This window comes from Micromonospora sp. NPDC004551 (assembly GCF_040609975.1).
Lineage (GTDB): Bacteria > Actinomycetota > Actinomycetes > Mycobacteriales > Micromonosporaceae > Micromonospora.
On record NZ_JBEXLM010000050.1, the window covers coordinates 1 to 12,207 of the forward strand.

The window sequence follows — 12,207 nt, forward strand, 5'->3', positions numbered from 1 at the left end:
TACTCGGATACAGCGGTTTTTTTTTTTTCTTTCTCCCTGTATGCTTTTCCGTTTGGGGCCCGGCCCGGTGGCCGTTCAAGCCCCAACCACAGGGCGGGGGGGGGGGGGGGGGCCCCCCGCCCCGCGGCGTCTCTCAGAGCATCGGACGGCCGACGACCGAGGCGACCAGCCGGGCGAACTCCTCCAGCCGGGCGATCTGCCCGGCGCCGCCGTCGTCGAGGGTCTTGCCGAAGCGCAGGGCGTCGTGCCGGGGCGCGCCGCCCGTCTCGTCGCTGGGCGGCGCCTCGTCCAGCGAGCTGAGCAGCAGGTAGACGTCGATGCTGTCGACCCGGACCTCGCCGGTGTCGGAGCGGGTGAGCCGCCGGCGGCAGCCGACCTCGGTGACCGTGGAGACCGGCACCACCCGCAGCGAGGAGGTCATCGAGCCGGGCGGCCCCTCCCCCGGCGGGACGTCCTCGCCGTGCCAGAGCACCAGCCGGCTGCCGTCGCAGACGACGACCTCCTGCCACACCCCGTTGACCTCGTTGACGAAGCGTTCCAGGGTGAAGCCGAGCACGGAGGCGCCGCGCAGCACCCCGCCGAGGGCGTCCAGGGCGATGTCGGGGTCGCGCAGGTAGGCCCGGGCGGCCGACTCCAGGTCGGCGTAGGGCGACCAGTCGGGGAAGACGGCGGGCAGGTCACCATTGCCGTAGCCGGGGCTGCTCATGCCGCCGCCTCCCGGCCCGTACGCCGCCGCCGGTCCGGATTGCCGGGGCGGGCGCGGTGTCCGCGTGCCCCGATCCGCTCGCTCATGCCACCGTCTCCACCCGCTCGGTGTCGTCCACGCCGGGACCCATGATCCGCCCGCTCAAACCCGTCCGCGCCGCGGGGTCACGCCCGGTCCGGCTCCTCGCCCTCGGCGGCCGTCCGCCGGGCCGCCTCGGCGGCGCGCAGCGCGTCCCGGCGCTGGGCGTACGCCTCTGCGCCCTTGCTGGGCTTACGGCGCCGCGGCGGGGCGGTGACCCCGGGGGCGAGCTTGCGCGCGGAGACCAGGAAGGCGGTGTGCGCGATCATGCGGTGGTCGGGCCGGACGGCCAGGCCCTCGGCGTGCCAGTCCCGGACCAGGGACTCCCAGGCACGCGGCTCGGTCCAGCCGCCGCGCTCCCGCAGCGCCTCGACCAGCTCGGAGAGCTGCGGCGTGGTGGCCACGTAGCCGATCAGCACGCCGCCGGGAACGAGGGCCCGCTCGACCATGTCGAGCATCTCCCACGGGGTGAGCATGTCCAGGATGATGCGGTCGAAACCGGTCTCGGTGCACTCGGCGACGTCGCCGACGTGCAGCCGCCAGGCGGGGTGCGGGCCGTTGAAGAACGCCTCGACGTTGCGCCGGGCGATCTGGGCGAAGTCGTCGCGCACCTCGAAGGAGTGCAGCTCGCCGTCGGTGCCGACGGCCCGCAGCAGCGAGCAGGACAGCGCGCCGGAGCCGGCGCCGGCCTCCAGGACCTTCGCGCCGGGGAAGATGTCGCCCATGGCGACGATCTGCGCCGAGTCCTTCGGGTAGATCACCTGGGCGCCGCGCGGCATGGAGAGCACGTAGTCGGACAGCAGCGGCCGCAGGGCCAGGAACGCGGTGCCGCCGCCGGCGGTGGTGACGACACTGCCGTCGGGCAGGCCGATCAGGGTGTCGTGCTTGAGAATCCCCCGGTGGGTGTGGAACTCCTTGCCGGGCTCCAGCGTCACGGTGTGCATCCGGCCCTTCGGGTCGGTCAGCTGGACCCGGTCGCCGGGGCGGAACGGCCCCCGGTGCACAGGTGGCAGCGCCGGGACGGTGGAGGTATCTGCGGTCACGTGTTCGTCTTCCGTTTGGGTTCGAGGAGCTGGGCGAGATCCGCGATGTGCAGCACGCCGACCACATCTTCGCCTGCCGTCACGACGTACTGCGCGCCCGGGTGGGTCCGCACGGTCTCCAGCACCCGTTCGCCGTCCGCGCCGACCGGCAGGGCGGGCACGCTGTCCAGGCCGCGGGCCACCGCGTCCACCGCGAGCCACGGCCGCCGTTCCGGGGGTACGGCGGCGACGCGGGCCGGGTCGACCAGGGCGACCGGACGGCCGGCGGAGTCGACCACGGCGAGCGCGGCGTCCGGGGTGAGCCCCTCGGCGCGGCGGCGCTGCGCCTCGGCCAGCGGGGTGCCGGCGGGAACGGGAAGCAGCGGTCGGGCCAGCCGGGCCAGGTCGACCAGCGGCAGGCGGCGGCCGATCCGGGCCATCCGGATGGACTGGCCGGCGCCGCGCCAGAGGGTCACCGCGACCAGCAGCATCACCGGCAGGGCGAGCGGGGCGAGCGCCCGGCGCAGGGTGAGCAGCACCACGAGGAGGACGGTGGCGACCGCCACGGCCCGCCCGATCCAGCCGGCCACCTCGGTGCCCCGGTGCCGGTCCCGGGTGACCGCCCAGACCGCGGCGCGCAGCGCCCGGCCCCCGTCCAGGGGCAGCCCGGGCAGGCTGTTGAAGACGGCCACCACCACGTTGCTGACCGCGAGCTGGAAGGCGAGCTGGTGGGCGAGGGTGCCGGTGGGCAGGGCCAGGGTGGCGGCGACCGCCCCGGCGCCGAGCACCGCGGAGACGGCCGGGCCGGCGAGGGAGACCAGCAGGTCGACCTTGGGGCTGGGGGCGTCCCGGTCCATCTCGGTGTAGCCGCCGAGCAGCTCCAGGGTGATCCCCCGCACACCGATGCCGTATCGGCGGGCGGTCAGCGCGTGGCCCAGCTCGTGCAGCAGCACCGAGCCGAGCAGGGAGACGACGAAGCCGAGGCCGACCAGGTAGCCGCCGAGGTGCCCGAGGTCGAGCTGGCGGCGGGCCAGGGCGGCGTAGAGCACCGTGACGACCACCGTGAGCAGCAGCATCGAGGCGTCGGCGCGCAGCGGCACCCCGAAGACCCGGCCGAGGGGCAGCCCCGGCCGGCGCGACGGTCGGGTCCGCTGCTCCACCGGGCCGATGCTACGTGAGCGCGAGGAGTGAGCCGGTTCTGCGAGCCCCGCAGTCGCGAACGAAAGACGGCACAGCGCCGATCATGCCCCGGTGCGGCGACGGCCGGCCTGTCACACCGGTGCCCTAACCTTCCGGGCATGACGGCGGAACCGGTGATCGACACGCAGCCCGACGCAACGGCCAGGGTTCGGGCGTCGCTGTCGCCGTCGCGGGCGGCCGACTTCAAGACCTGCCCGCTGCTCTACCGGTTCCGCAGCATCGACCGGCTGCCCGAGCGACCCACCGTCGAACAGGTCCGGGGCACGCTGGTGCACGCCGTGCTGGAGCGGCTGTTCGACCTGCCGGCGGCGGCCCGCACCCCGGAGTCGGCCGGCGACCTGGTCGCCCCGCAGTGGGACCGGCTGGTCACCGAGCAGCCGGAGCTGGCGACGCTGTTCGCCGAGGGCGACGCGGCCGCGGTCGACGGGTTCCTCCGCTCGGCGGCGGCGCTGCTGAAGGGCTACTTCGCCGTGGAGGACCCGCGCCGGCTGGAGCCGGCGGAGCGGGAGGCCCTGATCTCCGCGGTGGTCGACGACGAGCTGCTCATCCGGGGCTACCTCGACCGGCTCGACGTGGCGCCCGACGGCGCGCTGCGGGTGGTCGACTACAAGACCGGCGGCGCCCCGCGGGAGGCGTTCGAGGCCCGGGCGCTGTTCCAGCTGAAGTTCTACGCCCTGGTGCTGTGGCGCACCCGCGGGGTGGTGCCGCGGGTGCTGCGGCTGCTCTACCTCAAGGACGCCGAGGTCTGCGACTACTCCCCCGACGCCGACGAGCTGCTGCGCTTCGAGCGCACGATCGTGGCGCTCTGGCAGGCCATCGAGCAGGCCACCGCCCGGCAGGACTTCCGGCCCCGGCCGAGCCGGCTCTGCGACTGGTGCAGCCACCAGGCGCTGTGCCCGAGCTTCGGCGGCACCCCGCCGCCGTTCCCGGTCGCCGGTCCGGCCGACCCGCTCACCGACGCCCGGTCCCGGCCCGCCGCGCCCGGCGCGGACGAGTGATCTCCTCCTCGCGGAGGAGACCGGGTTCGGCATCGGCGACGACCGGAGGGCGCCGGGTGGCGGCTAGCGTCGGAGCATGAGCAACCGGCTGCGCGCGTGGGCGCGGGAGCGGCCGCTGGCCGTCGACGCCGGCACGGCCGTCGCGCTGGCGCTGGTGGACGCGGCGTTCCTGCTGCTGACACCGCGGGAGCTGCGGCCCGATCAGCTCTGGGCGGCGCTGGGCTGGAGCGTCGTCTGCGCCGCTCCGGTGGCCGTCCGCCGGGCCGCCCCGTGGCCGGCCGTGGGTGCGGCGGTGGCCACGCTGGCCGTGCCGGTGCTGTTCCAGCTCGCGCCCACCACCCAGGGGCTGACCTTCGTCGTCCTCACCTACACGATGGCGGCGCACCGGCCCCTGCGGGCGGCCGGCCTGGCCGCGCTGCTGCTGTGGGTGCCGGTCATGCTGGCGAACCTGGTCGCGCCGCTGGACGGCGTGCTCGACATGGGCCCCGGCGTGCTGGTGCTCAACAACCTGCTCACCGCCTCGGTGGCGTACGCGGTGGGCCGGGCCGTGCAGGCCCGCCGGCAGTCCACGCGGATCCTGCGGGAGCGGGCCCGGATCGCCGAGACCACCCAGCGGTCGCTGGCCGAGCAGGCCGTGGCCGACGAGCGCCGCCGGATCGCCCGGGAACTGCACGACGTGGTGGCCCACCACGTCAGCGTGATGGGCGTGCTGGCCACCGGGGCGCGCCGGGTGCTGCGGCGGGACCCGGACGCGGCGGACGAGGCGATGGCCACGGTCGAGGAGACCGGCCGGGCCACCCTGCGGGAGCTGCGCCGGCTGCTGGACGTGCTGCGCACCGACGCCGAACCGGCCGCCGAACTGACCCCGCAGCCGGGGCTGACCGGCATCGAGGCCCTGGTCGAGCAGGTCCGCGACGCCGGTCTGCCGGTCACGCTGCGGGTCGACGGCACGCCCGGGCGGTTGGAGGACGGGGTGGCGCTGACCGTCTACCGGATCGTGCAGGAGGCGCTGACCAACGCCCTCAAGCACGCCGGCCGGGCCACCGCGCTGGTCCGGCTCACCCTCGCCGACGGCTTCCTGGCCGTCGAGGTCACCGACACCGGGCGCGGCCCGGCGCCGGCGGCCGACCGGATCGGGCACGGGCTGGTCGGCATGCGGGAACGGGTCGCCCTCTACGGTGGGATCCTGCGGGCCGGCCCGCGGCCGGGCGGCGGCTTCCGGGTGTACGCGCGGATCCCGGTGGAGTCGTCCGAGGCGGTTCCGGCGTGACCGGCACCAGGGCGAGCGAGGGAGACCGATGACCGACAGCACCGCCGGCCGACCGGTGCGGATCCTGCTGGCCGACGACCAGCCGCTGCTGCGCACCGGCTTCCGGATGGTGCTGGGCACCGAGGACGACCTGGACATCGTGGCCGAGGCCGGCGACGGGGTGGAGGCGGTGGAGCTGTCCCGGCGGCTGCTGCCGGACGTGGTGCTCATGGACATCCGGATGCCACGGATGGACGGGGTGGCCGCCACCCGGGCGATCGTGGACGCCCGGCTGCCCGTGCGGGTGCTCATCCTCACCACGTTCGACCTCGACGAGTACGTGGTCGGCGCGCTGCGGGCCGGGGCCAGCGGCTTCCTGGCCAAGGACGTGCCGGCCGAGGACCTGGTGACCGCGATCCGGACGGTGGCGGCCGGGGAGGCGGTCGTGGCGCCGCGGATCCTGCGCCGGCTGCTGGACCGTTTCGCCGACGTGCTGCCCGACCCGGCGGCCACCCCGCCGAAGGCGTTGCACGCGCTGACCGAGCGGGAGCGGGAGGTGCTCGTGCAGATGGCGCGCGGGTTGTCCAACGCCGAGATCGCCCGGGAGCTGTCGGTCAGCGAGACCACCGTGAAGACCCACGTCGGGCACGTGCTGACGAAGCTGGGGCTGCGCGACCGGGTGCAGGCCGTGGTGCTGGCGTACGAGACCGGGCTGGTCCGCCCCGGCGGGTGAGGTGGCGCCGGTCACCTACCGTGACCATCGGCGGCGCGGCGGGGTTGACCATGACGCGACGTGAGGTCCTAGCGTCGGCGGCGCCGGCCGGTCAGGGATGACCCTGAGCCGGCCTCGGGGGCGACCCCAACGGAAATTCCGGCGACGGTTCCGCCCGGGGGTGGACGGATCCGGGCCCGGCAGCGCCGAGGATGGGATCTGCCGCACCGACCAGCGGGGGCGGTTGCGGATCAGCAGGCTGACGGAAGAGGTAGATGACGTGACCGCGACGGTAGGGCAGCAGGCGCAGGCCGCGGCCCGGGCCAGCGACGTGTGGAAGGTGTACGGCAGCGGCGAGGCGCAGGTCATCGCGCTGCGGGGGGTGAGCGCGGAGTTCGAGCGGGGCCGGTTCACGGCGATCATGGGCCCGTCCGGCTCGGGCAAGTCGACGCTCATGCACTGCCTGGCGGGCCTGGACTCGGTGACCCGGGGCACCGTGATGATCGGTGACACCACGGTGACGGGGCTGGGCGACGCCGGCCTGACGAAGCTGCGCCGCGACAAGGTGGGCTTCATCTTCCAGCAGTTCAACCTGCTGCCCACGCTCACCGCGCAGGAGAACATCCTGCTGCCGCTGTCGATCGCCGGCCGCAAGCCCGATCCGGCCTGGTACGACACCGTGATCGACACCGTCGGCCTGCGGGAGCGGCTCGGGCACCGCCCGGCGCAGCTCTCCGGCGGCCAGCAGCAGCGGGTGGCGTGCGCCCGCGCGCTCGTGGCCCGCCCCGAGGTGATCTTCGCCGACGAGCCGACCGGCAACCTGGACTCCCGCTCCGGCGCCGAGGTGCTCAACTTCCTGCGCAACTCGGTCCGCGAGCACGGCCAGACCATCGTCATGGTCACGCACGACCCGACCGCCGCCGCGTACGCCGACCGGGTGGTCTTCCTCGCCGACGGCCAGATCGTCTCCGAGCTGATCGAGCCGACCGCCGACACGGTGCTGGACACCATGAAGAAGCTCGACGCGCCGGCCGAGGTGGGCAACTGATGTTCCGCGCCACTCTGAAGAGCCTGCTGGCGCGGAAGCTGCGCCTGCTGCTGTCCGGCCTGGCGGTGGTGCTCGGCGTCATGTTCGTCTCCGGCGCGTTCGTGCTCACCGACACCCTGGGCCGCTCCTTCGACGCGGTCTTCGCCGACGCGTTCTCCGAGGTCGACGTCAACGTGGCCGCGAAGCCGAAGGTCGCCCTGTCCGAGGTCGAGGGCGAGCAGGTGGCCGCCCCGGTGCCCGCGTCGGTCGTCGACCGGGTCAAGGCGGTGCCCGGCGTCACCGACGTCCGCGGCGTGGTCAACGCCGACGGGGCCCGGTTGATCGGCAGCAACGGCAAGGTGGTCACCTCGTTCGGCCCGCCGCAGCTTGGCGAGAACTGGCTCGGCGAGGGCGACCTGCTGAAGCTGCGCGAGGGACGCGCGCCGCAGGCCGACGACGAGATCGTGGTCAACGTGGCGCTCGCCGACGCGGCCAAGGTCAAGGTCGGCGACCGGGTGGGCGTGCTGACCCTGGCGCCGAAGAAGGAGTTCACCCTCGTCGGCGTGTTCGGCTACAGCGGCGGCCGGGACTCGGTCGGCGGCGTCAACGAGGTGATGTTCACGACCCCGGTGGCCCAGCAGCTGATGCTCGGCAAGCCGGACGTGTTCTCCAACGTGACCGCGCAGGCCGCCGACGGCACCACGCCGGAGGCGCTGCGCGACGAGGTGTCCCGCGCCCTCGGCGCGGACTACGAGGTGAAAACGGGCAAGCAGCTCGCGGACGACGCGTCCGCCGGCCTGAAGGAGGGCCTGTCCTTCTTCAACAAGATCCTGCTGGGCTTCGCCGCGGTGGCGTTGCTGGTCGGCACCTTCCTGATCCTCAACACCTTCTCGATCATCGTGGCCCAGCGCACCCGCGAGCTGGCGCTCCTGCGCGCCATCGGCGCGAGCGGGCGGCAGGTCATCGGCTCGGTGGTGCTGGAGGCCGTGGCGGTCGGCCTGATCGCCTCGGTGCTCGGGCTCGCCGCCGGCATCGGGGTCGGCGCGCTGCTGGCGTACCTGTTCGGCAAGCTCGCCGGCGGGCTCACCCTCGCCGGTCTGGGCGTGCCGCCCGCCGCGGTCATCGGCGCCTTCGCCGTGGGCCTGCTGATCACGGTGGTGGCGGCGCTGCTGCCGGCGCTGCGCGCCTCGCGCATCCCGCCGATCGCCGCCATGCAGGACGTCGCCACGCCGGACCGGCCGCTGACCAAGGTGACCGTCGGCGGGTCGGTGGTCACCGCGATCGGCGCGGGCCTGCTCTTCCTCGGGCTCGGCGGCCACGCCGGCGACAACACCCTGGCCACGATCCTCGGCGGCGTGCTGTTCGCGTTCATCGGCGTGGCGCTGCTGACGCCGCTGATCAGCCGGCCGGTCGTCGCCCTGCTGGGCACGATCTTCGCCTGGTCGGTGCCGGGCAAGCTGGGGCGGCTGAACTCCGGCCGCAACCCCCGCCGCACGGCGATCACGGCCGCCGCGCTGATGGTCGGCATCGCGCTGGTGACCGGGGTGACGGTGATCCTCGACTCGGCCAAGGGCAGCATCAGCGCCCTGGCGGAGGACACCATCAAGGCGGAGCTGGTGATCTCCGGCGCCCAGGCCGGCCCCCGCCCGGCGAGCTTCGACCCCGCGGTGCTGGAGAAGGCCGCCGCCATCCCCGGGGTGCAGCTGGTCGACGGCGAGTACGGCGACATGGCCACCATGAACGGCCAGCGGACCTGGGTGGCCGCGTCCAGCGACGTGGCCGCGCTGGAGCGGATCTTCGGGGCCAAGGCCAACGCCGGTGACATCAGCCGGCTGAACCCGGACCAGATGCTGCTCAGCTCGGACACCGCGAAGTCCCGCAACCTGTCGGTCGGCTCGACGGTGAACGTGCAGCTGTCCCGGGGCGACGCCCGCACCTACACGGTCAGCGGCATCTACGAGAGCTCGCAGCTGACCAACCCGGTGGTGCTGCCGCCGCAGGCGGCCGCGGACTTCGCCATCCCGCAGCCCATCCAGGGCTTCGTGCAGCTCGCCCCGGGCACCTCGGTCGCCGCGGTGCAGCCGCAGATCGAGCGGCTGCTCGCGGACAGCCCCGAGGTGTCGGTGGCGGACCGGGCCGCGTTCATCAAGCAGCAGACCAGCCAGCTGGACACGCCGCTGCGGATGATCCAGATCCTGCTGGCGCTGGCCATCGTGATCGCGGTGCTGGGCATCATCAACACCCTGGCCCTGTCGGTGCTGGAACGGACCCGGGAGCTGGGCCTGCTGCGGGCCATCGGGCTGCGGAGGGCGCAGACCATGCGGATGATCACCGTGGAGGCGGTGGTGATCTCGATCTTCGGCGCGCTGCTCGGTGTCGTGGTCGGCACCGGCCTCGGCGCGGCCGTGGTCCGGGCGCTCAAGGACGAGGGCATCACCGACCTGGTCCTGCCGTGGAGCCAGATGGTGACCTTCCTGGTCCTGGCGGCGATCATCGGGGTGGTGGCCGCGGTGCTGCCCGCCATCCGCGCCGCCCGGATCAACGTGCTGGGCGCCATCGCGCACGACTGAGCACGGCACGCGCGACGGCCCCCGCCACCGGAGTGTGGCGGGGGCCGTTTCGTGCCCGCCGGCTGCCCGCCCGCTGCCAGACTCGGCGCACGGGGGTGAGGGTGTGACCGACGATGCCTACGCGCGGGCGCTGGAGAACGCCGAGGGGTTGCTCGGCCAGCCGCTCACCCTGCCGCTCGGCCCCGGCGAGCCCGCCGTCGGCGCGGACTTCCGCCGGCTGGCCACCCTGCACACGTTCGGTGACGTGTGGCCCCGCGCGGGCCTGGACGTGCGCTCCCGCTGCCTGGTGTCGGTGGCCATCGCCGCGGCGCTGGGCACCCACGAGCCGCTGCGCGGACAGCTGCGGATCGCCCTGCACTCCGGGGTGACCCGGGAGGAGATCGTCGAGCTGTTCATCCATCTGGCCGCCTACGCCGGCGCCGCCCGGGCGTTCGACAGCTACCAGGTCGCCGTGGCGGTCTTCGGCGAGACCCGCTGACCGGTCAGGCGGCCCGCTCGCCGAGCAGGGCGGACAGCAGCTCCAGGTCCGCGGCGGTCAGGCTCTCCAGCTGGTGTACGCCGTCCGTCGGCGGCAGCGGCACCTCGGCGGGTACGGCCAGCACGGCGGCCCCGGCCGAGAGGGCGCTGGCCACCCCGGTCGGGGAGTCCTCGATCGCCACGCACCGCTCGATCGGCACGCCGAGCAGACGCGCCGCGGTCAGGTACGGCTCCGGGTGCGGCTTGGCCGCGTCCACCTCGTCGCCGCAGACCACCGCGTCGAAGCTGTCCCGGCCCAGGGTGTCGAGGGCGACCTCGACCAGCGGCCGGGTGCTGGAGGTGACCAGGGCGGTGGGGATGCCGGCGGCGCGGACCGCGCGCAGCAGGGCCAGCGCACCGGGCCGCCAGCGCAGCCCGTCGCGGAACAGCTCCAGGATTCGGGCGTTGATCCAGTCGGCGCTGGCCTGCGGGTCCCGCTCCGGCTGGCCCAGGTCGTCGTGCACGATCCGCATCGACACGGCCATGCTGGTGCCGATGATCGCCCTGCGGGCCGCCTCGGAGAGCGTGCCGCCGTAGACCGCGGCGAGTTCCTGCAACGCGACGTCCCACAGCTTCTCGCTGTCGACCAGGGTGCCGTCCATGTCGAAGAGCACGGCGGCGGGGTGTCTGCTGCTCAGCGGGGGCCTCCCTCGGTGCGGGTACCCACCGATCCTCTCAGCCGGGCCCGGCCGGGCGGTCACCGTCCCCGCTGAGGGTGACGTGCGGCATCAGCTGAGGCCGCAGGCGTCCAGGGACTTCTCGTAGCCGCGGAAGAACGAGTCGGTGCGCTGCTCGGCGGTGCCGTGCGAGCCCTCGGCGAACCAGGGCTGGTCCGGGTCGTCGCCGACCGCCAGCAGCCCCTCCCGGAACTCGTCCAGGTCACCGTCGGCGAGGGTCAGCGTCCCCGAGCGCACGTTGTCGCCGATGTACGCCCCGGCCATGCAGTCCGCCTGCAACTCCTTCTGGATGGTGAAGTTGTAGCGGATGCCGAGGCGGACCTGAACGCCGTGGGCGTACTCGTGGCCCAGCAGGTAGAACAGGAAGGCGTCGCCGACCTGCCGGAACGCCGCCACCGACCAGTTCACGTCGTAGGCGATGAAGTCACCGGCCGAGCAGTAGACCGCGTTGTTGCGCGGCAGCCCCTCCCCGCCGCAGGACACCTCACCGGCCCTGGTGTACGGCACGACCCGCCGGATCGGCCGGAACTGCTCGCCGGAGCTGCGGAACTGGTCGGTCCAGTACCGCTCGGCGATGCCGACGGCGTCGGAGAAGTCCTGCTTGAACTCGGCCACGCTGGTGGTGCCGTCGGCCCGGTTCGTGTCCGACCCCGGGGAGGCCGGCTGGCCGCTCTGCCGCGGGCGGGGCTGCTCCGGCTCGCCCTGGTCCAGCCCGCCGCCCATGCAGCCGGCGGCCACGACCACGGCCACCAGCAGCCCGGCGAGCGGTCCCGGTCGCCGACGTCCTGCCTTCTCCCCCACCGTTGCCTCCCGGCTGAGTCGCTGTGTCAGCGCAGTACCCCGACCCCGCGCCGTTGATGCCCACCGGGGATCACGTGCCGGCGCGGGCCGTCGTTCATCAGTCGGCGGCGACGAACAGCAGCAGCGCCCGGTCGGGGTCGAACTGGACGCCGGCGCGAGTGCCCGCGTCGTACGCCGGGCTGCGCCGCCAGCGCACGTCCGGCGGCACGTACGCGCTCAGGCCCGGCCAGACCTGTTCGGCCCCGCCGGTCACCGGCGCCCACGGGTAGCCGGCGGCCAGGGCGCGGGCGTCGGCCGGGGCCAGCCGCACGATCCCCTGGTAGCGGAGGTCGGTCGGCCCCGGCGCGCGGGAGCAGGCGAAGCTCGGGTAGTCCACCTGCCAGTGGATCTCGGCATACGCCCCGATGCCCGGCACGTCCTGCGCGGTCCAGCGCCGGTCGGTGCGGACCTTCGCCTCCTCGGCGGTGACCTGCGCCGCGCAGTCCCGCTCCTGGCCTCCCTCGGCCCGCGTCAGCCAGAACACACCGCCGCAGGCGGCGAGCAGGACGACGCCGGTCACGGCGCCGAGGGTCACGAACAGCGATCCACGGTTCACGCCGGCAGGGTAGCCGCCGCCGGCCAACCGTGGCCGGGCCCGATACAGTGCCGGGC

At 74.2% G+C, this 12,207-nt stretch carries 12 protein-coding genes; 6 read left to right on the top strand and 6 right to left on the bottom strand.

What is annotated here, in order from left to right:
- Nucleotides 1–133: 133 nt before the first annotated feature.
- The 3 genes from ABZW14_RS32675 to ABZW14_RS32685 all read right to left on the bottom strand — a co-directional run bounded on the left by ABZW14_RS32675 (nucleotide 134) and on the right by ABZW14_RS32685 (nucleotide 2,882).
- Complete coding sequence (locus ABZW14_RS32675) at nucleotides 134–706, bottom strand: hypothetical protein (RefSeq protein ID WP_355354556.1); 573 nt, start codon at nucleotides 704–706, stop codon at nucleotides 134–136.
- Nucleotides 707–870: 164 nt separating this feature from the next.
- Nucleotides 871–1,827 carry a tRNA (adenine-N1)-methyltransferase gene (locus tag ABZW14_RS32680; RefSeq protein ID WP_355354559.1) on the bottom strand — a complete coding sequence of 319 codons (957 nt, stop codon included), beginning with the start codon at nucleotides 1,825–1,827 and terminating at the stop codon, nucleotides 871–873.
- Entirely contained in the window at nucleotides 1,824–2,882 is a 1,059-nt protein-coding gene (locus ABZW14_RS32685) for a M50 family metallopeptidase (protein ID WP_355354631.1), read from the bottom strand. The genes ABZW14_RS32680 and ABZW14_RS32685 overlap by 4 nt, the downstream gene beginning before the upstream one ends.
- 222 nt (nucleotides 2,883–3,104) lie before the next feature.
- Between ABZW14_RS32685 and ABZW14_RS32690 the strand changes: the two genes are divergently transcribed.
- The 6 genes from ABZW14_RS32690 to ABZW14_RS32715 all read left to right on the top strand — a co-directional run bounded on the left by ABZW14_RS32690 (nucleotide 3,105) and on the right by ABZW14_RS32715 (nucleotide 10,040).
- Complete coding sequence (locus ABZW14_RS32690) at nucleotides 3,105–4,004, top strand: PD-(D/E)XK nuclease family protein (RefSeq protein ID WP_355354562.1); 900 nt, start codon at nucleotides 3,105–3,107, stop codon at nucleotides 4,002–4,004.
- A 76-nt stretch (nucleotides 4,005–4,080) separates the two neighbouring features.
- The gene (locus tag ABZW14_RS32695) at nucleotides 4,081–5,274 is read left to right on the top strand and encodes a sensor histidine kinase (RefSeq protein ID WP_355354565.1); all 1,194 of its coding nucleotides are present in this window, start codon (nucleotides 4,081–4,083) and stop codon (nucleotides 5,272–5,274) included.
- A 28-nt stretch (nucleotides 5,275–5,302) separates the two neighbouring features.
- The gene (locus ABZW14_RS32700; protein WP_355354568.1) at nucleotides 5,303–5,986 is read left to right on the top strand and encodes a response regulator transcription factor; all 684 of its coding nucleotides are present in this window, start codon (nucleotides 5,303–5,305) and stop codon (nucleotides 5,984–5,986) included.
- A 259-nt stretch (nucleotides 5,987–6,245) separates the two neighbouring features.
- Nucleotides 6,246–7,013 (top strand): ABC transporter ATP-binding protein, encoded by a 768-nt coding sequence (locus ABZW14_RS32705; RefSeq protein ID WP_091265895.1) that lies wholly within the window; start codon nucleotides 6,246–6,248, stop codon nucleotides 7,011–7,013.
- Nucleotides 7,013–9,562: an FtsX-like permease family protein gene (locus ABZW14_RS32710; RefSeq protein WP_355354571.1), complete on the top strand. Its 2,550-nt coding sequence runs from the start codon at nucleotides 7,013–7,015 to the stop codon at nucleotides 9,560–9,562. Before ABZW14_RS32705 ends, ABZW14_RS32710 begins: the two co-directional genes overlap by 1 nt.
- A 103-nt stretch (nucleotides 9,563–9,665) precedes the next feature.
- Entirely contained in the window at nucleotides 9,666–10,040 is a 375-nt protein-coding gene (locus ABZW14_RS32715) for a carboxymuconolactone decarboxylase family protein (RefSeq protein WP_355354574.1), read from the top strand.
- A gap of 4 nt (nucleotides 10,041–10,044) precedes the next feature.
- On the opposite strand, the gene ABZW14_RS32720 is transcribed toward ABZW14_RS32715, so the two are convergent.
- From ABZW14_RS32720 to ABZW14_RS32730, 3 genes are all read right to left on the bottom strand, one after another.
- Nucleotides 10,045–10,692, bottom strand: coding sequence for an HAD family phosphatase (locus ABZW14_RS32720; protein WP_355354577.1), 648 nt, complete (start codon nucleotides 10,690–10,692; stop codon nucleotides 10,045–10,047).
- A 114-nt stretch (nucleotides 10,693–10,806) separates the two neighbouring features.
- Nucleotides 10,807–11,556 (bottom strand): neutral zinc metallopeptidase, encoded by a 750-nt coding sequence (locus ABZW14_RS32725; RefSeq protein WP_355354580.1) that lies wholly within the window; start codon nucleotides 11,554–11,556, stop codon nucleotides 10,807–10,809.
- A 97-nt stretch (nucleotides 11,557–11,653) separates the two neighbouring features.
- Entirely contained in the window at nucleotides 11,654–12,151 is a 498-nt protein-coding gene (locus ABZW14_RS32730) for a hypothetical protein (protein WP_355354583.1), read from the bottom strand.
- Nucleotides 12,152–12,207 lie beyond the last annotated feature (56 nt).